The sequence below is a fragment of the Paenibacillus sonchi genome, assembly GCF_016772475.1.
In the GTDB taxonomy this organism is placed as follows: Bacteria; Bacillota; Bacilli; order Paenibacillales; family Paenibacillaceae; genus Paenibacillus_AQ; species Paenibacillus_AQ sonchi.
The window spans coordinates 3,164,215-3,185,450 of the sequence record NZ_CP068595.1; the positions used below are offsets into that span (position 1 = coordinate 3,164,215).

At 53.8% G+C, this 21,236-nt stretch carries 21 protein-coding genes, 1 pseudogene and 1 other annotated feature; of the genes and pseudogenes, 17 read left to right on the top strand and 5 right to left on the bottom strand.

The annotated features are described in order from the left end of the window. The first annotated feature begins 86 nt into the window (after positions 1-86). Together cls and JI735_RS14340 are read left to right on the top strand one after the other, a co-directional pair. Positions 87-1,516: pseudogene (cls, locus tag JI735_RS14335) on the top strand (cardiolipin synthase). A gap of 122 nt (positions 1,517-1,638) precedes the next feature. Beyond that, the gene (locus tag JI735_RS14340) at positions 1,639-2,547 is read left to right on the top strand and encodes a YitT family protein (protein ID WP_039835271.1); all 909 of its coding nucleotides are present in this window, start codon (positions 1,639-1,641) and stop codon (positions 2,545-2,547) included. A gap of 184 nt (positions 2,548-2,731) precedes the next feature. Here the strand turns inward: JI735_RS14340 and ligD are convergent, their stop codons facing one another. Next, positions 2,732-3,616 (bottom strand): non-homologous end-joining DNA ligase, encoded by an 885-nt coding sequence (gene ligD / locus JI735_RS14345; protein WP_039835272.1) that lies wholly within the window; start codon positions 3,614-3,616, stop codon positions 2,732-2,734. Between ligD and JI735_RS14350 the strand changes: the two genes are divergently transcribed. Further along, complete coding sequence (locus JI735_RS14350; RefSeq protein ID WP_202677502.1) at positions 3,591-3,788, top strand: hypothetical protein; 198 nt, start codon at positions 3,591-3,593, stop codon at positions 3,786-3,788. The genes ligD and JI735_RS14350 overlap by 26 nt on opposite strands. Positions 3,789-3,831: 43 nt before the next feature. Here the strand turns inward: JI735_RS14350 and JI735_RS14355 are convergent, their stop codons facing one another. Beyond that, complete coding sequence (locus JI735_RS14355) at positions 3,832-4,794, bottom strand: ATP-dependent DNA ligase (RefSeq protein WP_202677503.1); 963 nt, start codon at positions 4,792-4,794, stop codon at positions 3,832-3,834. 3 nt (positions 4,795-4,797) lie between these two features. Then, entirely contained in the window at positions 4,798-5,760 is a 963-nt protein-coding gene (gene ku, locus JI735_RS14360; RefSeq protein WP_039835277.1) for a non-homologous end joining protein Ku, read from the bottom strand. A 163-nt stretch (positions 5,761-5,923) separates the two neighbouring features. On the opposite strand from ku, the gene JI735_RS14365 reads away from it, so the two are divergent. The 7 genes from JI735_RS14365 to JI735_RS14395 all read left to right on the top strand — a co-directional run bounded on the left by JI735_RS14365 (position 5,924) and on the right by JI735_RS14395 (position 12,772). After that, a complete protein-coding gene (locus JI735_RS14365; protein WP_157771363.1) occupies positions 5,924-6,097 on the top strand; it encodes a hypothetical protein in 174 nt (57 codons plus the stop codon). 40 nt (positions 6,098-6,137) lie between these two features. Next, positions 6,138-6,323, top strand: a complete 186-nt coding sequence (locus JI735_RS14370) for an H-type small acid-soluble spore protein (protein WP_020429434.1) — start codon at positions 6,138-6,140, stop codon at positions 6,321-6,323. 927 nt (positions 6,324-7,250) lie between these two features. Continuing rightward, positions 7,251-7,742: a tRNA (adenosine(37)-N6)-threonylcarbamoyltransferase complex ATPase subunit type 1 TsaE gene (gene tsaE / locus JI735_RS14375; protein WP_051051744.1), complete on the top strand. Its 492-nt coding sequence runs from the start codon at positions 7,251-7,253 to the stop codon at positions 7,740-7,742. Next, entirely contained in the window at positions 7,739-8,578 is an 840-nt protein-coding gene (gene tsaB, locus JI735_RS14380) for a tRNA (adenosine(37)-N6)-threonylcarbamoyltransferase complex dimerization subunit type 1 TsaB (RefSeq protein WP_202677504.1), read from the top strand. Before tsaE ends, tsaB begins: the two co-directional genes overlap by 4 nt. Next, the gene (gene rimI, locus JI735_RS14385; protein WP_083886649.1) at positions 8,578-9,102 is read left to right on the top strand and encodes a ribosomal protein S18-alanine N-acetyltransferase; all 525 of its coding nucleotides are present in this window, start codon (positions 8,578-8,580) and stop codon (positions 9,100-9,102) included. The genes tsaB and rimI overlap by 1 nt, the downstream gene beginning before the upstream one ends. Further along, complete coding sequence (gene tsaD / locus JI735_RS14390; RefSeq protein WP_039835281.1) at positions 9,099-10,148, top strand: tRNA (adenosine(37)-N6)-threonylcarbamoyltransferase complex transferase subunit TsaD; 1,050 nt, start codon at positions 9,099-9,101, stop codon at positions 10,146-10,148. The genes rimI and tsaD overlap by 4 nt, the downstream gene beginning before the upstream one ends. Before the next feature lie 459 nt (positions 10,149-10,607). Next, positions 10,608-10,898, top strand: a binding site (T-box leader). Between the two features lie 317 nt (positions 10,899-11,215). Further along, positions 11,216-12,772 carry a 2-isopropylmalate synthase gene (locus JI735_RS14395; protein ID WP_039835282.1) on the top strand — a complete coding sequence of 519 codons (1,557 nt, stop codon included), beginning with the start codon at positions 11,216-11,218 and terminating at the stop codon, positions 12,770-12,772. Between the two features lie 246 nt (positions 12,773-13,018). On the opposite strand, the gene JI735_RS14400 is transcribed toward JI735_RS14395, so the two are convergent. Next, complete coding sequence (locus tag JI735_RS14400; protein ID WP_202677505.1) at positions 13,019-13,300, bottom strand: hypothetical protein; 282 nt, start codon at positions 13,298-13,300, stop codon at positions 13,019-13,021. 243 nt (positions 13,301-13,543) lie between these two features. Next, positions 13,544-15,499 carry an ABC-F family ATP-binding cassette domain-containing protein gene (locus JI735_RS14405; RefSeq protein ID WP_039835283.1) on the bottom strand — a complete coding sequence of 652 codons (1,956 nt, stop codon included), beginning with the start codon at positions 15,497-15,499 and terminating at the stop codon, positions 13,544-13,546. Between the two features lie 315 nt (positions 15,500-15,814). On the opposite strand from JI735_RS14405, the gene JI735_RS14410 reads away from it, so the two are divergent. The 7 genes from JI735_RS14410 to groL all read left to right on the top strand — a co-directional run bounded on the left by JI735_RS14410 (position 15,815) and on the right by groL (position 21,202). Continuing rightward, positions 15,815-16,462 carry a 5-formyltetrahydrofolate cyclo-ligase gene (locus JI735_RS14410; RefSeq protein WP_039835284.1) on the top strand — a complete coding sequence of 216 codons (648 nt, stop codon included), beginning with the start codon at positions 15,815-15,817 and terminating at the stop codon, positions 16,460-16,462. Next, positions 16,453-16,959, top strand: coding sequence for a cyclic pyranopterin monophosphate synthase MoaC (gene moaC / locus JI735_RS14415; RefSeq protein ID WP_046501465.1), 507 nt, complete (start codon positions 16,453-16,455; stop codon positions 16,957-16,959). The genes JI735_RS14410 and moaC overlap by 10 nt, the downstream gene beginning before the upstream one ends. Before the next feature lie 53 nt (positions 16,960-17,012). After that, a complete protein-coding gene (locus JI735_RS14420; RefSeq protein ID WP_020429419.1) occupies positions 17,013-17,498 on the top strand; it encodes a MogA/MoaB family molybdenum cofactor biosynthesis protein in 486 nt (161 codons plus the stop codon). Between the two features lie 131 nt (positions 17,499-17,629). Then, entirely contained in the window at positions 17,630-17,872 is a 243-nt protein-coding gene (gene tatA / locus JI735_RS14425; protein WP_025707280.1) for a twin-arginine translocase TatA/TatE family subunit, read from the top strand. 176 nt (positions 17,873-18,048) lie between these two features. Then, entirely contained in the window at positions 18,049-18,822 is a 774-nt protein-coding gene (gene tatC / locus JI735_RS14430) for a twin-arginine translocase subunit TatC (RefSeq protein ID WP_039835287.1), read from the top strand. 339 nt (positions 18,823-19,161) lie between these two features. Beyond that, positions 19,162-19,443: a co-chaperone GroES gene (gene groES / locus JI735_RS14435; RefSeq protein ID WP_020429415.1), complete on the top strand. Its 282-nt coding sequence runs from the start codon at positions 19,162-19,164 to the stop codon at positions 19,441-19,443. Positions 19,444-19,573: 130 nt separating this feature from the next. Beyond that, complete coding sequence (gene groL, locus JI735_RS14440) at positions 19,574-21,202, top strand: chaperonin GroEL (protein WP_039835288.1); 1,629 nt, start codon at positions 19,574-19,576, stop codon at positions 21,200-21,202. The last annotated feature ends 34 nt before the right edge of the window (positions 21,203-21,236 follow it).

A 21,236-nucleotide genomic window follows, 5' to 3' on the forward strand; every position in this document is an offset into this window, starting at 1 on the left:
AAGGCGGAAGCATGGATTTTCCGAAGGGGAAGCCGGAATGCAACGGGCGGTGGCCTACTATAAAAAATATCCGGGAGGGTGAAGAAGTGAAAATATTTGCGTTAATTCTATGTCTTTTTATTCTACAGATTGCTGTCATCCTTCTGCTTGAATTCCGCCGCCCGCAAAGAGCCTTGGCCTGGCTGTTTATTGCTTTCTGCTGTCCGCCGCTTGGTCTGCTGTTCTATTATTTTTTTGGCCGGGATTACTGGCAGAGCCGCAAGCTGGACAAAAGATGTATTTCGTTGTTCCGGGAAATCCGCGCCCATCTGTCCGGTAAAATAAAGCTTGTAGCAGATGCGGCAGATAGCGGAAATCCGCATTTTGCAGATTACAAAGAACTGCTGCACCTGCTCTCCCGGCTGTCCGAGATTCCGGTCACCGGCCGGAATAAGTCCCAAGTGCTGTTCGACGGGCGGGAAGCCTTCGAGTCAATGCTGGATGCCATGGAAGCGGCACGGGATAACATCCATATGGAATTCTATATTTTCCGCGATGATGAGATCGGAGAACGGTTTCAGGACGTTATGATCCGCAAATCGCGCCAGGGGGTGAGGGTACGTCTGCTCTGTGATGGTCTCGGCAGTCATAAGCTGGGCCGGAGATTTATCCGCACGCTGAGAAATGCCGGAGTGGAGGTTCATTTCTTCCTGCCCCCGCTCATCTCCCTGCTGGACCGCCGGTTCAACTTCCGTAATCACCGGAAAATCATTGTGGTCGACGGGCGTGTAGGGTTCACCGGAGGCTTGAACATAGGGGATGATTATCTGGGGAAAGATCCGAAGCTGGGATATTGGCGGGATACCCATCTGCGTCTGGAGGGGGATGCGGTCTACAGCCTGCAGTATATTTTTCTGAAAGACTGGCGTCTGGCAACGGGTGAGGGGATGAACCATCCCGGTTTTTTCCGGCGCATGAATGCACAGAGGAAGAGGCTGTTCTGGTGGTTGCCAGTGGACCGGACGGGGCGCTGGATGCCTCGCAGGAGATGTATTTTGCATCAATTGTGGCGGCCAAGCAGCGGATATGGATTACCTCACCTTATTTTATTCCCGATCCTACGATCTGCCGGGCGTTGAAAAACGCAGTGCTGAGCGGTGTGGATGTGCGGATTATCATCCCGGCTATACCGGACAGCAGACTGGTGTATTATGCTTCTCTGTCATACCTGGAAAATCTGCAGGACGCCGGAGTGAAATTTTACCGCTATCAGAAAGGGTTTATGCATGCCAAGGTGATGATTATCGATGATCTGCTGGGGACGGTGGGCAGTGCCAATCTGGATATGCGCAGCTTTTACTCCAATTTTGAGTTGACAGCAGTCCTATTTAGACCGGAGGTGATTGCCGGGCTGGCGGCCAGTGTTGAACAGGATTTGCAGCACAGCGAATTTATTGAGCCGGCAATCTTCCGGAGAAGAGGAAATCATGTCAAGCTCATAGAAAGTCTTTGTCAGCTGTTATCACCGCTTTTATGACAGATTAAGTGAGATAAACCTGTGTTTTCGAAGGTTCTAACATGTTCCATCCGTAAATGTCCCTTTTTTATGATATAATAAAGGTATAAGAATTTAATTATACTTTTTATAGGGGGAGTTCTATGACTGTAAGCCAGAAAATATTCTCGAATGAGGAGCAGAAAAAACCTCAGAAATCAGAAGCCTTTAAGCGGGCCAGACTGATCCAGCGGATCGTAATGATGGTGCTTGGAGCCGCGATGATGTCTGTAGCGCTGGAAATTTTCCTCGTTCCCAATCAATTGATTGACGGCGGAATTACCGGTATTTCCATTATGATATCCCATATTTTTCATATTCCCCTGGGGATTATATTGACTCTGCTTAACTTGCCGTTCCTTGTCATCGGCTATAAGCAGATTGGTAAAACCTTTGCCTTATCCACTCTGTTTGCTGTAGTCCTGATGTCCATTGGCACTCAGCTGCTGCATCCTGTTGCCCCGCTGACCGGCGAACCGCTGCTGGCCGCAGTATTTGGAGGCGTTATTCTGGGTGTGGGTGTGGGTCTTGTGGTGAGGTACGGAGGATCGCTGGATGGAACAGAAATTGTCGCGATTCTAGTTTCGAAGAAGCTCCCCTTCTCCGTAGGTGAGGTAGTCATGTTCTTCAACCTTTTTATTCTTTCCGGTGCAGGATTTGTGTTCGGCTGGAATAATGCGATGTTCTCATTGATTGCGTACTATATTGCTTTTAAGGTGATTGATGTTACGCTTGAGGGTCTGGATCAATCGAAATCGGTATGGATTATCAGCGATAAATTCCGTGATATCGGTGAAGCGCTGACGGAGCGTCTCGGACGCGGTGTTACTTATCTGGATGGGGAAGGCGGCTTCTCCGGAGATAACAAGAAGGTTATATTTGTAGTCATTACCCGTTTGGAAGAAGCGAAGCTTAAATCCATCGTTGAGGATTGGGATTCCGACGCATTTATTGCCATCGGCAATATCCACGATGTGAAGGGCGGCCGTTTCAAGAAAAAAGCAATTCATTAGCAGCCCCCGTAACAAGGGGAGCACTGACCGAAGGAAGGTATATTTACGAACATCAGAGTAACCTTATCGGCGTCTTTATCCAGCTTCGCCGTATTCTCATATATAATACCTTCTGTCCATACCATGGACGCCTGATAAGCCCGCAGCCCGGATAGGCATCTGCGGGCTTATTGCTTGTTCCGGGTCAAGGAAGCTTGGGGATCAGAGCTTCCACCGGCTGCGGCGGCACCTTGGAGATCAGATCGCCCATGATGCTCAGGCGTTCCTCAATGTTGAGCAGATGGAAATCGGCAGGCGAAACATTGTGCTGAACCTCTTCCCACAAAAGAGGAGTGGAGACTGTAGCCAGCGGCCGGGCACGGGGCGTGTACGGAGCGGCGAGCGTTTTGCCCCCGTAATGCTGGAGGTAATCAAAATAAATATTGTCGCCCCGGTTCTTCTTCAACCGCTCCAGCGTGAACAGATCGGGGCGTTTCTCAGTTACATACCGGCCGACAAAGTGCCCGATCCGGCGCAGGCCATCGAAAGTGACTCCGGGCCGGATCGGAACGATAATCTGCACTCCGGTTGCACCGGAGGTTTTGGGGACTGAGGCAATCCCCAATGATTGCAGTACCTCCCCTACAACAGCCGCCGCTTCCATAATCCGCGGCTCGACCTCAAGGGACGGGTCCAGGTCAATCATCCATTCGCAGGGCAAACTGCTGCCGACATAATGCAGTGAGGGGTGAAACTCCAGCGCGGCTAAATTTCCCAGCCAGAGCAGCTCCGGCAGCCCTTGCAGGACAATATAGGTAATGTTGTCGTGAGTTGCTGTACGTACAAAATCCGGCAAAGGCTCCGGCGCATTTTTCTGATAAAAGGACATGCCGGGAACGCCGTGCGGATAGCGGATCACGGTCAACAGCCGGTCACGGGAATAACGCAGCAGATAGGGGGAGAGGGCGGCCAGCTTTTGCAGATAAATCCGTTTGGTAATGCCCACTTCAGGCCATAACGGCTTGTCGGGATTGGTGATGATAATCTCTTGCCCATCGACGGTGATGGAGCCTTTGACGGCTGCCGGCATCAGGGGGACCACCTTTCTGTTCTGGATAGCTGCGGTTGAAGGTATTATCTGCATACCGGAGATATTCCATCCGCGCAAGAAAGTAATCTTTAAGAAGTACAAGTGGACGGTTGGCAGCAGCCTTGCCAAAGAAGATCTGGAAGCCGTTGCCGCCACCCTGATTACCCCGTAAATAAACAGACAAAAGCGTTCTTCCGCCAATCGGGAGAACGCTTTTAGTTGAAGAAGGAGGCATCCCGCTGACTCAGCAGGCAATGCTGCGGAGCCAGTTCGACTCTCGCTTGGATACTGGGATGGCGCAGCGTGCCTGAAGGATTCCATTCCAGATAATGAACTTTGAAGACAAGCTGTGGCTTGATCCAGAATGCGTCCTTGCTCCGCTCCGGCAGTTCGGCAAACGGCATAGTCTCCGAAGCCAGAGTGTGCGCCTGCTCAGTCAGGTCACGCCAGTCCTGCACGGTCATCCGGCCAGCCCCGGCATGGCCGATATAATGCAGCTTGCCCTCGTCATCGTAGAGGCCGAGCAGCACGGCATTGACTGTTCCGTCCCGGAAGGTGACGCCGCCTGCCACAGCCGTTACGTCGAAGATGATCTTCCGCTTTAGCCAGCGCTTGTCCTTGCCGCCAAGCGCATAGGTACTGCCGCTGTCCTTGCAGACAATGCCCTCCAGTCCCTGGCGCACCGCAGCGGCATACAACTCCGCCGGGTTGGTATAGCTGGGCACCGCCTGCACATGCGGATGCGGTAGCAGCATTTCGCCTAACATTTGCTGGCGTCTGGACAGCGGCTGGTCCAGAAGCCATGTGCCATTACAGTATAGAATGTCAAATACCATATACAGCACGGGAACCTGCGGGCTCACAGCCTTGATCGCCGCGGCATTCTTCAGGCTGTCCCGGCGCATGACTTCATGGAAGGAGGGTTTGCCGCCGCTGAGCGCAATCACTTCTCCATCCAAAATGACCGAGCCGGCCCGGCAGTAGGCTCTGGGGTCAGCGATTTCGGGATACTGCAGGGTGCGCCGGTTGCCGCGGCGGTTAATCAGTTCCGCTTCGCTCCCGTCACAGTAAGAGAGCATGCGCACGCCGTCCCATTTAATTTGGGCAATCCACTGATCGCCCTCAGGCAGCTGCGATGCCAGCACAGGCTCGAAGGGAACAACGGGCTGCAGCTTCATAAATTAAGCCCCCGGTTCCTTACTCTTGGCTGTGCGCCGTTTCGGCTTGGGCGCAATGACCGGAATCGGTCCGGTAGCCTCGTTAACGACTGCTGCGCCGTCAGCGGTTTTGGCCGGTTTGGCTGCGGCTGTTTTCTTCCTGGACGCCGCGCCTTTGGTTTTGGCGGAAGCCGCAGATGGGCCGGGATCAGCAGGGATATGCTGCACGGCTTCGATACTGGCTTGAAGCGCAGCCATCAAGTCAATTACATTGCTCTCCTGGCGGGCAGGAGCGATATGAAATTCCTCACCGGCAATTTTGTGAGTGATCAGATCAAGCATGCGCTGGCGGTAGTCATCGGTGTATTTGCCCGGCTCAAACGGTGTGGACAACTGCGAGATCAGCAGCTTGGCCATATCCAGCTCCTTGTCGTTAACGATGCCGGGCTCCGGCAGGCCTGGAACCTGGGACACAGGCCGCACCTCATCCGGGTAAAAGATGGTTTCAATGGCCAGGCAGTCAGCCAGCACCCGAATGGCGGCGAGGCTGCTTTTGGAACGGATGGAAATTTTGGCGATGCCGATTTTGCCGGTCTGGCGCATCGCTTCCATCAACAGGCGGTAAGCATTGGCCCCGGCCTGATCAGGGGAGAGATAATATGTTTTTTGGAAATAAATCGGATCGATCTCCGTCAGGTCCACAAAATCCAGAATCGCAATGTTCTTGGTGCTCTGCTCCGTCAGCTGCTCCAGTTCTTCTTTGTCAAAGAGAACAAACTTACCCTTATCATATTCGTAGCCTTTGCCGATTTCCTCCCATGCCACTTCCTTGTCGCAGACAGGACATTTCCGCACATACGACAGCGGGCTGCCGCATTCTTTGTGGATGTAGCGCAGCGAGATGTCTTTGTCCTCGGTAGCGGAGAACATTTTGACCGGAACATGGACCAGCCCGAAGCTGATGGCCCCTTTCCAAACGGTATGCATGATGATCGCCTCCTGATCCAAAGTTCTTTCCGCTTAGTATGGGATGACGGAGCTGTTTCTACCCTGATGCATTTTTTGCGCAGGTTGGGAAAAAATAAGCCCGGGCGTTAAGGGGAAACTGCGTGAATTCCCGGCAGCACAGAAACGAAGCGGAGGAGCGATATTGGAAAAGGGATGGTATGACTGGAGTGACGCCTTATCGGAACAGGATATTCCGGCTGAGGTTGTGGATTGGGCAAGCATTGTAGAACCCGGGGAAGAAGAAGCGCTAACCGAAGATTCCGGGCGGCTGGACGCCGAAGCGACGATTGGCGAACCGCCTACTATCGAAGAGTAAGGCTACTAATACTATTCAAAACTATAGGAGGAAGCCAATCATGGACGTACAACGGGCAAAGGCGATTTATGCCTCCAAGGATATGATTTCTGTACACCTGGACGGAGAACCTGTCTGGATAGAGCATGTAGATGCGGAAAACGGAATGGCTACAGTGCAGGTAGGTTCACGTCCGACGAATACACATACGGTGGGTGTGGAGCGTCTGGAAGAACAGGAGAGCTGAGACTGGAACCCATTCAGGACTCTAAAAAGCCGTTTGAGGGGGATAACCCGTTCAATCGGCTTTTTGCTTTTTCCAACTGGCGCTGGAGAAAGAAGCTGGTAAGCGGTGCCGTCAGGTGACCATTGCTATTAGGTGAGCGGTGCTATATAGATTGAACTATATAGAGTGAACTAGAAAAACTAACAAAAGGGATGGAGGGGAAGTTTGGAACTGGAGGAGCGAATGCGTCCGCCTTTGTCTGCGGATTTCCACCGCGAAGAGCGGTACAAATCAAGAAATCTGCAGACAACAGCGGCCGGAAGTCCAAACATTCTCCGTAGTCCCGACGAAGTCCCTAATGTAAATATCTTAAGTTCACTCTATATAGAAGTCGTGTTGTCTTCATGCGGGATAACCTCAGTGGATTTTTTTTCATGACTGCACTTCGTGCAATAGAATACCTTCTGGTTCTGCGTTGAATCGCCTTCTGCTGTATTTCGTGCAATAGATTTTCGGATATCGAGCCCAAAACAGCTTTTCCGAGGGATTCTAATGTACAGAGTGCAATAGATGGAGCTTTTTGACTGATTTATGGGTTATTCTGCTGCAGAGAATACAATAGAATGTGAATTCTGACCTAATTAGAAAGAGATTCACATCGGACTCGTATCGGTAAGCGATATTACTCCTTTCGAAGCGACATACAGGAATCTCGAGCGCAATTCTAAACTGTAATCCAAAACGGCTGCCTTATTCAGTCAAGGATCGGCGTACTGTTTTGTGCAAATATAGAATTTATATGCTGTCCCTGCTCTTGCAGCCAAAGGCAGCAAATGAAGGACGTTGTTGCGGTAGAAGTATCATACCGATATAATTGAAATTATTGTGATGATATGTCTGCTCCTGGTGCAGGGGCATGGATTGAAATAAAAAGGTGGTAGTTGCAGCTTGAACAACATCGCTGAAACGGTGTTCACTTACCGTTCATATAGCCTGGAGGATACACAGCAGCTGGCGGCTGAACTGGCCGCCTCAGCAGAACCGGGCATGGTTATCGGACTGGACGGAGATCTGGGCGCTGGGAAAACAGCGTTCTCGCAGAGCTTCGCCCGTCATCTGGGTGTACAAGGGATCGTTAGCAGCCCGACATTTACAATTATCAAGGAGTATGAAGGGCGTCTCCCGCTCTATCATATGGATGTATACCGCATCTCGCTGCAGGAAGCGGACGAGCTGGGGCTGGATGAATATTTCTATGGGCAGGGCGTCTGCCTGGTAGAGTGGAGCCGTATTATTGCGGATTTGATGCCGCCGCGGCATCTCCATATCGCTATAGAAACATGCGGGCCGGAGGAACGGCTGATTACAGTGACCGGAAGCGGGGAGCCTTACGGCGGGGTGTGCCGGGCTCTGAACCAGAAGTGGGGTAATGGAAGATGAAGAAGCAAAATGATGAGCCGCGCAAGCGGTTTTTGGCGCTGGATACATCCACAGCTATCCTTGGGATAGCGGTAACGGAAAATGGCAGGCTGCTGCATGAAACGAATGCCTCAGGGGAACGGAACCATTCCGTGCACCTGCTGCCGATTATTGAGCAGGCGCTTCAGGCTACCGGCACAACCCCCGCCATGATCGGCGGAATTGCAGTTGGGCTGGGGCCGGGTTCGTATACCGGAACACGCATCGCCGTAACTGCTGCCAAGACGCTGGCGTGGGCCTGGAAGGTGCCGGTAGCCGGCATCTCCACCCTGCAGGCGCTGGCCTGGGGCGGTTTGGCTGCTGCGCTGAAGCAGCAGGTGGAACCATCCAGCGCGGGGGAACCGGCGGAACAGGAACCGGCCGGGACTGGCCCGGACTGGATTATTCCGCTGCTGGATGCGCGCCGGGGGCAGGCCTACACCGCACTGTTCGCTGCGGACGGGGAGCATGCGCCCCGGAGACTGGAGCCGGATGCTATCCGGCTTATGGCCGACTGGGTGCTGGACCTGACGGATAGACTGAAGCAGGCGGAGGCAGAAGGCAGGAAGCCGCGCGCCATCTGGTTCGTCGGCGAGACGCTGCTGCTTGGCAGCGGCGAATCAGCCGGGCCGCTGCGGGAAGCAGGGAATGTTCACGTTGTGCCCTATGAGCTGGAAGGCCGCTGGGCGGGGTATTTAGGGGAAGAGCGCCTGCAAGCGGGAAGTGATGATCTGCACAGTCTAATCCCGAATTATACTCAGCTGTCCGAAGCGGAAGCCAATCTGCGCCGGAACGGTGAAGGGAGCCTGAATCAATAATGATGGAATCGGAGCCGGTAAGGGATCAGAGCACGGAGCTGGTGTTCCGCCTGATGAAGCTTGTAGATATTCCTGATATTCTGATTATTGAGCGGGAAGCCTTTACGATGCCTTGGACGGAGGAGGCCTTCCGCAACGAGCTGACCCACAATCATTTTGCCAAATATATGGTCATGGAGCTGCACGGGCATATTATTGGCTATGCGGGGATGTGGGCCATTGTCGACGAAGCCCATGTCACGAATATAGCGTTGCTTGAGGCGTACCGGGGACGCAAATGGGGCGAGAGACTGCTGGACGAGCTAATGAAGACGGCTGCTTTTTTGGGCATGAAGTCCATCACACTGGAGGTCCGGGTCTCGAACGAGGTCGCCCAGAATTTGTACCGCAAAAAAGGCTTCCGTCCGGCAGGCACCCGCAAAGGCTATTACTCGGATAATCGCGAGGATGCGCTGATTATGTGGGCGGATCTGCCGGAATACGGGGAGCAAGGCATGATGGAAGGAAGCGTGGATCTGAAATGAAGACCGAAACGGGTGAAGTTCAGCCTGTACTAATATTGGCAATCGAAACCAGCTGCGATGAAACTTCCGTAGCGGTGGTGAAGGACGGCTGTGAGGTGCTTTCGAACATGATCTCCAGCCAGATCGAAACCCATCGCGCGTTCGGTGGTGTTGTGCCTGAAGTGGCATCCCGCAAGCATGTAGAAGTGATTACACTGGTGATAGAGCAAGCGCTTGAAGCGGCAGGCGTTCAGCCTGAACAGCTGACGGCAGTTGCGGTTACGCAGGGGCCCGGGCTCGTCGGAGCGCTGCTGGTCGGTGTTGTAGCTGCCAAAAGCCTGTCGCTTGCCTGGGGCAAGCCCCTGATTGGCACGCATCATATTGCCGGTCATATTTATGCCAACCGGCTGGTTAAGGAGCTGCAGTATCCCAACATGACGCTGGTTGTATCCGGCGGGCATACAGAGCTGGTCAGCATGGAACGGGAGGGCAAGTTCCGGATTATCGGCCGAACCCGCGATGACGCTGTGGGCGAAGCCTATGACAAGGTTGCGCGGGCGCTCGGGTTCCCTTATCCGGGCGGCCCCCATGTGGACCGGCTGGCCCGCGAGGCCGAGGAAGCGGTGCCGCTTCCCCGCGTCTGGCTGGAGCCGGATTCTTATGATTTCAGCTTCAGCGGCCTGAAGTCGGCCGTGCTCAATGTGGTCAACCAGAGCAAGATGAAGGGCCTTGCGCCGGATGTGGCCGGAATAGCCCGCGGCTTCCAGGAGTCGGTTGTCGAGGTGCTGGTGGAGAAGGCGGTCCGTGCTGTAAAAGCCACCCAAGCCAAGCAGCTTCTGCTCAGCGGAGGCGTAGCGGCCAACAAGGGCCTGCGCGAGGCGCTGACCGCCCGCTGCGAGGCGGAGGGCATTGAGCTGATCATTCCGCCTCCGGTATTCTGCACCGACAATGCGGCCATGATCGGTGCGGCCGCTTACGTGAAATGGCGCCATGACGGCAGCACACCGCTGGATATGGTCGCTGATCCGGGGTTCTCGCTGGAAAATTGGTCAGTGGAAACCTATTGACAGCTTTTGGAGATGGCGGGTATAATCAGTTCAATCATTATTTATAATTTGAACAAACGCGATGAATGGAAGCAGTAAGGAATCTCCGGGATAAGAGAACTGCGGGTAGGTGCGACGCAGCCGAAGGAGACCTGAACTCGTCCGGGAGCGGAACGGTGGAAGCAGGAGGTTCCTTCAAGGAACGCCAACCGGGGCGAAATCGACCCCGACCTTTCGTACACCGTTACGGTTTGCCTCCGTAAGAGGGTAGTCCTGCATAGTGACGGAACAAGCGGTTGCTTCCCGTTTCCTTGCAAGGCTGTAGAGTGGATATCTTAGAAAGGCTAATGCGCTGGCTGAACCGGGATATCAACAAGAGTGGTACCGCGAAGGTGAACAGCCTGTCGTCTCTTGAATGAGGCGTCAGGCTTTTTTGCGTGAATTGACAAGGCTATTGAAGAAATTAACGGATATGATAGAGAACACGCGATGAACGGGAGCAGTAGATGATGAAGGTGAGCAGAGAGCTGCGGGGTGGTGCGACGCAGTCACCGGAGGCATTGAATCTCGCCCGGGAGCGGAGCGGCGGAACAGCAGGATGTATGCCGCTACGGATGTCCCCGTTACCGGACCTTCATGGAGTGCTGCCGGGCATTAGCGCCCGGCAAGCGTTCCGTGGGGAAGAGCAGGACGCAGCTTGAAGCTTTGCTGGCACAGAAGGCTGTGCGTCAAAAAGAGTGGTACCGCGGAGGGGAACCCGCCGTCTCTTTATTTAGAGATGGCGGGTTTTTGCGTTGTTCAGGTGATGGCCGGATAAGGCGGCCTCATTCTGGAAAAGCGTTGGAGAGTGAAAGCTGTCTGCCAAGCTAGGCGGACAGCCTGCTCTCCGCTTGCTGCCGGCAGCAGTGGGTGGGAATCAGCAGAGCCGCAAGTCGACGTGCGGTTCTTGTGCAAAGCGGAAACGAAGGCCAGGGACATAGGAAGATTGCAGCTTAAGTACACCATAATGCGGCTTACGCTTGCGGAGCGTTTTTTGCCCGGAGCTGGGTCTGAGAAGCAATGCCACAAAACTTTCAGGAGGGTTTTCCATGATTATTCCGGTAAAGAAACGAATTCAGATTTTCGATACGACGCTGCGTGACGGCGAGCAGGCTCCCGGGGCCAGTCTTACTCCGGAACAAAAGATCATTCTGGCTTATAAGCTGGCCGAACTGGGCGTGGATGTGCTGGAGCCGGGGTTCCCGGTATCGAGCCCCGGGGATTTTGCCGCCGTGGAGACGATCTCCCGGAAGGTGCAGGGCGTGGAAATCTGCGGCTTTGCCCGTGCAGTCAGAGGGGATATTGATGCTGCAGTGCGGGCGACCCGGGATGCGGAGCGGCGGCGGCTTCATCTGTTCATTTCCTCCTCGGACATTCACCTGCGCCATCAGCTGCGCATGAGCCGGGCCGAGGTTGTAGCCGCCGCCCGGGAGATGACGGCGTATGCCCGCCAATTCTGCGAGGTGGTGGAGTTCACCGCCATGGATGCCGCACGGACGGGCATCGATGATCTGATCGAAATGGTGGAGGCCGTCATTGAGGAAGGCGCGACGATTATCAATCTGCCCGATACGGTGGGCTATGCCCTGCCGCAGGAATATGGCGAGATGTTCCGCCGGGTCCGGCAGGGGGCCAGAGGCTGCGATACCGTAAGCTATAGCGCTCACTGCCACAACGACCTGGGGCTTGCCGTGGCCAACAGCCTGGCTGCGATTGAAGGAGGGGCTACCCAGATTGAGGTGACAGTCAACGGCGTGGGGGAGCGCACCGGAAACTGTGCGCTGGAAGAGCTGGTCATGGCACTGGAGACACGGGGGGACGCGCTTGGCGCGGAAACCGGAATTGTGCTGGATAAGCTGTACGACACTTCGCGGATCATCAGCGGGGCTATGCATTTTCCGATTGCCTACAACAAGCCGGTCGTCGGCAGAAACGCCTTCCAGCATGAATCGGGAATTCACCAGGACGGGCTGCTGAAGGACCGCAGCACCTATGAAATCATGGACCCGGAGCGGCTGGGCATTCCGCGCAGCATGATTATTCTGGGCAAGCATTCCGGCCGCCATGCCCTGAAGGACCGGGCGGCGAAGTATGGCATTGCGCTCAGCCCCGGGGAGCTGGATGCATTGTATGAATCCTTCAAGGAGACGGCTGACCGCCAGAAGGCAGTCAGCGACGATGAACTGCTGCGGATGGTCAGCACCACTACCGGTCAGGAAGCCCAGGTCTATGAGCTGGGCGAGGTCCAGGTACTGGCCGGCAGCGCGCAGCGCCGGGTGGCCGCTGTTACGGTCCGCCACTTAAGAAGCGGCGAGGAAACTTCGCACACCAGCACCGGCAACGGGCCGCTGGAGGCGATCATAGCGGCGATCGGGCAAGGGATTGCCGAGGAGATTGCTTTTACGGGGCTGGAGCTGCATTCGCTGGGCAGCGGTGAGAACGCCCAGGCCGAGGCGGCGGTAATGGTGGAGTGGGAAGGAAATAAATTCAGGGGGACGGCTATCCATCAGGATATTGTAATGGCGGCGGGCATTGCTTATATCGCGGCCTGCAACTCGGCCCTGCTCTCCGCTGCTTCAGCTTCTCAGCCGTCGCCGGCTGTATAGTGCGCGAAGCGTAAATTTGCAAGGCACTCTGGAATATCCGATGGCCTGTTTTCTCCACATATTATGTGGGGGAACAGGCCATTTTTTATTGTATAAAAAATTATTCAATATCAAGAAATGCGGAGATCCTGGAAGCCCCAGAGGATATAAGCAATGCAGGGGGGCTCCATCAGCCCATCCGCGGACTGAAGCGGACAGAGGAGCCCTTATTTTTCTAAAAATCTTACTTTTTCAGCAGTTACGGACTCAGGAGCCGTTAAATCGTTCGATGGAGCCTGGAATAAAGGGGAAAGGGACAAATAAAGGCATCTCGGTCCGTTGTCCTGCGGAAAAGACGAATCTTCTATCAATAACGGCTTTCCGGTCCGCAACGGCTGCGGATAGGTCATGTGATGGCGAAGCCGTTTCTGCTTGTTGCAAAATGAAGAATAAAAAAGCAGAAACGTCTTTTGTCAAGCTGTGGACAACGTTATCCACATATTCTGCCCGAATTGTGTAAAAACCGCGTAAAATCAGCAATAACGGCATTTTTTCAAATCCCGAAAAGGGCTGTTTACTAAGAGCTGTTTTCCTGTGAGAATTGTGGATAATGTGGATAGTTCGGTGGATAAAAAGTCCTTGACAAGGAAAAAGGCGATTTTACGCGTAAAAAAAGGCCCATAGGGCCTTTTTAAGCTGTGAGTTATACACGAAAATTGTGGATGGAGCTGTGGATAACTGTTTATGAATAAACCGGAAACTCTTAAAAAATAATTATTTAACGCATTTACATTATTCGTCAGCAAGGTTTTCCCATTCGCTAAATAAATTTCCAAGCTGTTCTTTTTTGAGCTTCAGCTTACTTTCATGCTCTTGAAGTGAGACATAATCCTGAAAAACCTCGGGCCTGGTCATTTCATTCTCAATCCGGGCGATGTCTTCCTCCAGTGCTGCGATATTCTCCTCGAGTTCGGAAATCCGCCGCTGGCGGTTGCGTTCCTCGCGTTTGGCCTGCTTCTCGGCTTCATAGGAGAGGGCCGTACCTTTTTCTGCCGCCGGCACTTCAGCTTCGGCATTTTTGGAGGCCTTGGCAGAGGCTAGCTCCGCTTCCTCCAGGGCAATCGCCTCAAGCTCCCGCTTTTTTTCGATATAATCATCATAATTGCCGAGGTATTGATCAATTCCGCCCGGATGAAGCTCCAGTACGCGTTCGGCCATTTTGTTCAGGAAATAACGGTCATGGGAAATGAAGAGCAGGGTGCCTTCAAAATCAATCAGCGCCGATTCCAGCACCTCGCGGCTCATCAGATCCAGATGGTTGGTCGGCTCGTCGAGAATAAGCATGTTGGCGCCGCGCAGCATGAGCTTCGACAGCGAGACCCGGGCTTTCTCACCGCCGCTGAGCGCAGCAACCTTCTTCAGGACATCCTCGCCGCTGAACAGGAAATTGCCGAGGATCGTCCGGATTCGTGCCTCTTCCAGCATCGGATATTCGCTCCACAGCTCTTCCAGCACCGTATTGCGCGGATTAAGCCGGGTCTGTTCCTGATCGTAGTAGGCGATCTTCACTTTGGTTCCCCAGTTCACGGTGCCGGTGGAAGGCTCCCGCGTACCGGTCAGACACTGCAGCAGCGTGGACTTGCCGATTCCGTTCGGGCCAATCAGGGCTGCCGTCTCACCCCGCCGCAGCTCAAAGGAGGCGTTCCGGAAGAGCGGCTCCGCTTTTTCGCTGAAGGCTACCGCGACATCCCGCACCTGGAGCACCTCTTTGCCGGACATGAAGTCCGGCTCAAAGGAGAAGCTGGCTTTTTTCAAATCACCCAGCGGCTTGTCGATACGTTCCATCTTGTCCAGCGCTTTGCGCCGGCTCTGGGCCCGTTTGGTGGTGGAGGCACGTACGATATTGCGCTGCACGAAATCCTCCATCCGCGAAATCTCTTCCTGCTGCTTCTCATACTGCTTCAGGCGGATCTCATATTCTGCGGCCTTCTGATCCACATAACGGCTGTAGTTGCCCGTGTACTTCCGGGACTGATGGCGTTCGATTTCGACGATTGTAGTCACCAGACGGTCGAGAAAGTAGCGGTCATGGGAGACGACCAGAATGCCGCCGGCATAGCTGCGCAGATAATCCTCCAGCCAGGTCAGCGTTTCAATGTCCAGATGGTTGGTCGGCTCATCCAGCATCAGCAGATCCGGAGCCTGCAGCAGAATGCGGGCCAGAGCCAGTCGGGTTTTCTGGCCGCCGCTCAGCGTGGCAATCGGCGTCTCCGGCGGAAACTCGCCGAAGCCCATGCCGTGCAGAACGCTGCGGATCCGCGTATTCATCTCATAGCCGCCATGATCCTTGAACCAATCCGAACGTCTGGCGTAGCGCTCCAGCAGATCTTCATAACGCTTCGGGTCATCCGCCAGCCCAGGGTCGGCGATGTCTGCTTCGAGCTGCCGCAGCTCTGCTTCCGCTTCGATCAGCGGGCTGAATACGGCCAGCATTTCCTCTTGAATGGTCTTATCAGACTGCAGTCCGCTGTTCTGGGCCAGGTAACCAATGGTGGTTTCCTTGGATTTATGAATTTGCCCGCTGTCAAAGGACATCTCGCCGGCGAGAATCTGCAGGAAGGTCGACTTCCCGGCCCCGTTGACACCGACGAGGCCTACCCGTTCCTTCTCGTTCACCTGCAGGCTGATGCCGTTCAGCACGCTTTGTATTCCATATGACTTGGTAATTCCTGTTGCTTGAAGAAGCATACTGATGAAACCTCCGCCCTTACATATTTCACCATGGCGTCTACCGCCCCGGCTGTACCAAAAACCTTATTCTATAGTTTACATGAAAAGCGTTTGCCGCGCGAGGGGAGCAGCCTGCATTACCTTGCTGTGATGCGTCAGGACGAAAGAATCCTTCCCCGGAGACTGCTGCACCAGCCGGGTCGTGGACAAGACTTGCATGGGTTCCTGTAACAGCGTGTTTCGTTCAACCTTGGCGAACATGTGAGAAGAGTGGTAAACTGAGTTTACAAACTATGATAAGCTAGGATATAACGGAGAAGGAGGCTGCTGTCCATGACAGGCAACCGTGCGCTGCTGGCAGCGCTTAAGCGGGAACTGCGCGCAGAGAGAGCAGCTGTCCGTGAGGGGCTTGCTGGAGATGAACGGGCATCCATGTCCGCCCGGGTCTGCAGCTATGCACTGGACTGGCTCAGGAAGGGCAAGGCTGCTTCACTGCTCGCCTATGTGCCCTTCCGTTCAGAGCTGGATTGCCGCCCGCTGATTGCCGGAGCCTGGGCGCTTGGCCGGGAGGTGCTGCTCCCCCGTGTGATTGCGGAAGCGGGAACCATGAGCCTTCATACGGTTGGCTCCTGGGAGGAGCTTGCACCTGGAGCTTATGGCATCCTGGAGCCCTTAATCCCTGAAGGGAACGGGCAGGAGCGGGAGATGCTCCCGGTTCCGGATGTGGTTTTTGTTCCGGGGCTCGCATTTGACCGGCAGGGCGGGCGTCTTGGCTACGGTAAGGGCTACTATGACCGGATGCAGGCGTCCTGGAAACAGGAGGCCGGATTTGCTCTGAAGCCTCCGGTCTGGATCGGGCTGGCTTTCAGCCAACAACTGGTGCCTGAAGTCCCGATGGATGGTCATGATGCCTATATGGACATGCTGATTACGGAAGAGGGCATCTTTCACTGCCGGAAGGAGAACATACCATGGAATTAACCCATTTCAATGAGCAGGGCAGGGCGCGTATGGTGGATGTGAGCGACAAGGAGATCACCAAGCGGACAGCCGCCGCGCGCAGCAGCGTGGAGATGGCTCCCGGAACACTCGCAGCGATCAAGGCGGGCCGGATCGGCAAAGGCGATGTGCTTGCTGTTGCCCAGGTTGCCGGAATTATGGCGGCCAAAAAAACCGCGGACTGGATTCCCATGTGCCATCCGCTGCCGCTTACCGGCATTGATATCCGTTTTTGGGATAACAGCGAAGATCGGCTATATATAGAAGCAACCGTCAAGACAACCGGCAAAACCGGGGTGGAGATGGAGGCGCTGACCGCCGTATCGGCAGCCGCGCTGACGGTATACGACATGTGCAAGGCACTGCAGAAGGATATGATTATCGGGCCCACGCTGCTCGTACAGAAGAGCGGAGGCAAAACGGGGGATTACGCGCTGGAGGAATCAGGACACCAAGATGCGGGTGGAAGCGCTGAGTAAAGGCCGTGAAGACGGCCGCCTATACATAGCATAGCGAGAAGGAGGGACAACCTATGGCGTGGAAAACAGCAATCCTGACGGCCAGCGATAAAGGGGCCAGAGGCGAACGGGAAGACACGAGCGCCCAGGTTATTCGGGAACTGGTGGAAGAGGAGCTAGGCGGCGAGATCGTTGAATATCGGATCGTGCCGGATGAACAGGATGAGATTATTGCCGCACTGATTGAACTGACGGATTATTTCCAGGCGGATCTGGTGCTGACTACGGGCGGCACCGATCTGGCGATTCGTGATGTTACGCCTGAGGCGACCCGTCGTGTCATTGAACGGGAGGTGCCCGGGCTTTCCGAGGCCATGCGGAGTACGGTAATGCAGAAAAACCGTGCAGTGATGCTGTTCCGGGGCATTTGCGGCATTCGCGGAAGAACGCTGATTGTGAACCTGCCCGGCACACCCAAGGGAGTGCATGAGAATCTGGCAGCGATTATGGATCAACTGCCGGAAGCATTGCTCATGGTAACCGGCCAATACCGGCAATAATTTCTTCTATGTCCAATAAGGTCACCAAGAATCGTCATGGATCTCTGATGGATGTGTGACATAAGTTATGGTATTATTAATTTATTGTTAACGATATCATGGACGGACAGAGTGACAAGGAGGAATAAACTATGCTAAGTGGTATTGGTGCTCCCGGAATTATTTTGTTAGTCATCCTGGCGCTGCTGCTCTTTGGTCCCAATAAGCTTCCTGAACTGGGCCGGGCCGTCGGGCGTACATTCCGTGAATTTAAGGACGGGGCGCGGGAAATTATCAATGACCCGGAACCCGCTAAGAAAAGCGAAGCTCCGGCAGCGGCAGCCCCGCAGACTATGGCAGCAGATCTTCCGCAGGACAGACGTCTGCCGGAATAAAATCATCTTTTCACGCGGGGGCGTTTCTCTCAGTGCTGTTTCAGGCTGGGCGGCGCCCCTTTTTTGAAAATATAAGAAATATGCTTCACGCAATAAATTATCCTTCTATTTGGACGGCGAAGCCGTTTCTGCTTGAATACGGCTCTTCATACATAAGTCATCGGGTGGTGTAAGTCATGTCTCTGGAAGCGGAAGAAATGTCAGTGGTGGATCATCTTACCGAACTGCGCAGACGGATTATCTATGTGCTGGTTGTATTCGTTGCCGGCCTCGTTGCCGGCTTATTCGTCGCCAAACCAATCTATCTCTACCTGATTCACGCAGATATGGCCCAGGGCTTCGTGCTGCATGCCTTCTCCTTCTGGGACGGCATCGGGATGTATGTGAAGATCGCCATGGCTGTTTCGCTGGCCGTATCGGTCCCGTTTATTGTCTATCAGCTGTGGGCATTCATCAGTCCCGGACTCCGGCCGGTGGAGCGGAGCGCCGCTCTGCGTTACGTGCCTTATGTGTTTGTCCTTTTTATACTCGGCATCGCGTTTGCCTATTATATTGTATTCCCCATGGCGCTGTCGTTCACGATTACAATAACCCGCAGCATGGGGCTGGAAGAGACTTATGGCATTGCGCAGTACTTCAGCTTCATGTTCAGTCTGGTCATTCCGCTGGCGCTGCTGTTTGAGCTTCCGCTTGTCGTTATGTTTCTGACCAAGCTGAGAATTCTTAATCCGCTGCGCCTGCGCAAGATGCGCCGGTATGCTTATTTCGCGCTTGTCTTTATCGCCGTGGTCATCACGCCGCCGGATTTCATCTCGGACTTTCTCGTCACGATTCCACTGCTGGTTCTCTACGAATTCAGTGTATTTCTGTCGTCCTTCGTTTACCGCAAGCAGCTTGCCATGGACCGTGAGCTGGAGGCCCGTTACGTCAGGAAAGAGGAGTCCCGGTAGGGAACCGGAAAACGTGAACCGGAAGGGCATATTCTGCCCTTCGGTGGATAGAATGTAAGAGAGTGCGGGGCAGACAAGCACATAAACCATATTTTTCCCAAAAACAAATACGATTTTACGTAAAAGGACTTGAAATCCGCCTTCAAGTTGAGTATCATAAAAATTGTTGTTAGCACTACACAGTGTTGAGTGCTAACAGTGCTGAGAAAGAGGCCGCCGCCGGTATATGACGGTCCGGAGGTCCTGTTTTTCAGAGCTGCCGCCGAAGCTTTAGTCTTCACCGGTATCCCATCTATGTTTTCAAGCTAAACAACATATTTCAAAGGAGGCTATTTTTTCATGATCAAACCACTAGGTGAACGCGTGTTGGTAGAACCAAGCGAGCAAGAGCAAACCACTTCTTTCGGGATTGTGCTGCCGGACTCTTCCAAAGAGAAGCCGCAGGAAGGCAGAATTATCGCTGTAGGCAGCGGTGCCCTGAAAGACGGAGTGCGTGTTCCGCTTGAAGTTAAAGAAGGCGACCGTGTGCTGTTCTCGAAATATGCCGGAACTGAAATTAAATACGAAGGCAAAGAATATCTGATTATGAAAGAAAGCGACATTCACGCGATTCTCGACTAATCAGTAAGCCTTTCATAAGTGATAACCGAATTATACTTACACCAAAATTGGCTGATGCTTCCGAAGTGAGTTTTGAACGAAGTCACTCAGGAAGTAACGCTAACAAAACTTTTAGGAGGTTAATTACACAATGGCAAAAGAAATTAAATTCAGTGAAGATGCCCGCCGCGCAATGCTGCGCGGGGTTGATGCTTTGGCAAATGCCGTAAAAGTTACACTTGGACCAAAAGGCCGCAACGTGGTGCTGGAGAAGAAATTCGGCAGCCCGCTGATCACTAACGACGGTGTAACCATCGCCAAAGAAATCGAACTGGAAGATGCTTTTGAGAACATGGGCGCACAGCTCGTGAAAGAAGTAGCTACCAAAACCAACGATGTAGCCGGCGACGGAACTACAACTGCAACTGTTCTGGCTCAAGCGATGATCCGCGAAGGTCTGAAGAACGTAACTGCAGGCGCGAACCCGATGGTTATCCGCAAAGGGATCGACAAAGCGGTTAAAGCAGCTGTAACTGAACTGCAAAACATCGCTAAGCCAATCGAAGATTCCCAGGCGATCGCTCAGGTAGCGGCTATCTCCGCTGCTGACGACGAAGTGGGCAAGCTGATTGCGGAAGCTATGGAAAAAGTGGGCAAAGACGGCGTTATCACCGTTGAAGAATCCCGCGGCTTCCTGACTGAGCTTGAAGTGGTAGAAGGCATGCAGTTCGACCGCGGCTACATTTCCCCGTACATGATCACGGATACGGACAAAATGGAAGCTGTTCTGGAGAACCCGTACATCCTGATTACCGATAAGAAAATCAGCAGCACCCAGGAAATCCTGCCACTGCTGGAGAAGATCGTTCAACAGGCGCGTCCGCTCGTAATCATCGCTGAAGATATCGAAGGCGAAGCTCAAGCGATGCTGATCGTGAACAAACTGCGCGGAACCTTCAACGCTGTAGCGGTGAAAGCTCCTGGCTTCGGTGACCGCCGTGAAGCTATGCTGCAGGATATCGCTGCTCTGACCGGAGGCCAAGTAATCACTGAGAAGCTCGGTCTTGATCTGAAGAGCACTTCTGTGGAACAACTGGGTAACGCCCGTCAAGTGCGCGTAACCAAAGAAAACACAACCATTGTAGACGGCAGCGGCGACAAAGCGGACATCAATGCACGCGTAAGCCAAATCCGTGCCCAATTGGAAGAAACCACTTCCGAGTTCGACAAAGAAAAACTGCAGGAACGCCTGGCTAAGCTTGCTGGCGGCGTAGCCGTTGTCAAAGTCGGCGCTGCAACTGAAACTGAACTGAAAGAGCGTAAACTGCGCATCGAAGACGCCCTGAACGCAACCCGTGCTGCGGTTGAAGAAGGTATCGTATCCGGTGGGGGTACAGCGCTTGTGAATGTATACAACGCTGTTGCGGCTGTAGACGTAACTGGCGATGAGAAGACAGGTGTGAACATCGTGCTGCGCGCTCTGGAAGAGCCAATCCGCACGATCGCAGCTAATGCAGGACAAGAAGGTTCCGTTATCGTGGACCGTCTGAAAAAAGAATCCATCGGCATCGGCTACAACGCTGCTACCGGTGAATGGGTGAACATGTTCGAAGCCGGAATCGTTGACCCTGCCAAGGTAACACGCTCCGCGCTGCAGAACGCAGCTTCCGTAGCTGCGATGTTCCTGACTACCGAAGCGGTTATCGCTGACAAGCCTGAGCCTGAAAAACCAAGTATGCCTGATATGGGCGGCATGGGTGGCATGGGCGGCATGATGTAATAAGGCGTTAAGCCCGTATACATCCAAAGTTAAC

Bases quoted from the DNA above. Each gene is read 5' to 3' on its own strand.
- JI735_RS14340 (WP_039835271.1), top strand. From the start codon at position 1,639: ATGACTGTAAGCCAGAAAATATTCTCGAATGAGGAGCAGAAAAAACCT.
- JI735_RS14350 (WP_202677502.1), top strand. From the start codon at position 3,591: ATGGAGCCTTTGACGGCTGCCGGCATCAGGGGGACCACCTTTCTGTTC.
- ligD (WP_039835272.1), bottom strand. From the start codon at position 3,616: ATGCCGGCAGCCGTCAAAGGCTCCATCACCGTCGATGGGCAAGAGATT.
- JI735_RS14355 (WP_202677503.1), bottom strand. From the start codon at position 4,794: ATGAAGCTGCAGCCCGTTGTTCCCTTCGAGCCTGTGCTGGCATCGCAG.
- ku (WP_039835277.1), bottom strand. From the start codon at position 5,760: ATGCATACCGTTTGGAAAGGGGCCATCAGCTTCGGGCTGGTCCATGTT.
- JI735_RS14370 (WP_020429434.1), top strand. From the start codon at position 6,138: ATGGACGTACAACGGGCAAAGGCGATTTATGCCTCCAAGGATATGATT.
- tsaB (WP_202677504.1), top strand. From the start codon at position 7,739: ATGAAGAAGCAAAATGATGAGCCGCGCAAGCGGTTTTTGGCGCTGGAT.
- rimI (WP_083886649.1), top strand. From the start codon at position 8,578: ATGATGGAATCGGAGCCGGTAAGGGATCAGAGCACGGAGCTGGTGTTC.
- tsaD (WP_039835281.1), top strand. From the start codon at position 9,099: ATGAAGACCGAAACGGGTGAAGTTCAGCCTGTACTAATATTGGCAATC.
- JI735_RS14395 (WP_039835282.1), top strand. From the start codon at position 11,216: ATGATTATTCCGGTAAAGAAACGAATTCAGATTTTCGATACGACGCTG.
- JI735_RS14400 (WP_202677505.1), bottom strand. From the start codon at position 13,300: ATGCCGTTATTGCTGATTTTACGCGGTTTTTACACAATTCGGGCAGAA.
- JI735_RS14405 (WP_039835283.1), bottom strand. From the start codon at position 15,499: ATGCTTCTTCAAGCAACAGGAATTACCAAGTCATATGGAATACAAAGC.
- JI735_RS14410 (WP_039835284.1), top strand. From the start codon at position 15,815: ATGACAGGCAACCGTGCGCTGCTGGCAGCGCTTAAGCGGGAACTGCGC.
- moaC (WP_046501465.1), top strand. From the start codon at position 16,453: ATGGAATTAACCCATTTCAATGAGCAGGGCAGGGCGCGTATGGTGGAT.
- JI735_RS14420 (WP_020429419.1), top strand. From the start codon at position 17,013: ATGGCGTGGAAAACAGCAATCCTGACGGCCAGCGATAAAGGGGCCAGA.
- tatA (WP_025707280.1), top strand. From the start codon at position 17,630: ATGCTAAGTGGTATTGGTGCTCCCGGAATTATTTTGTTAGTCATCCTG.
- tatC (WP_039835287.1), top strand. From the start codon at position 18,049: ATGTCTCTGGAAGCGGAAGAAATGTCAGTGGTGGATCATCTTACCGAA.
- groES (WP_020429415.1), top strand. From the start codon at position 19,162: ATGATCAAACCACTAGGTGAACGCGTGTTGGTAGAACCAAGCGAGCAA.
- groL (WP_039835288.1), top strand. From the start codon at position 19,574: ATGGCAAAAGAAATTAAATTCAGTGAAGATGCCCGCCGCGCAATGCTG.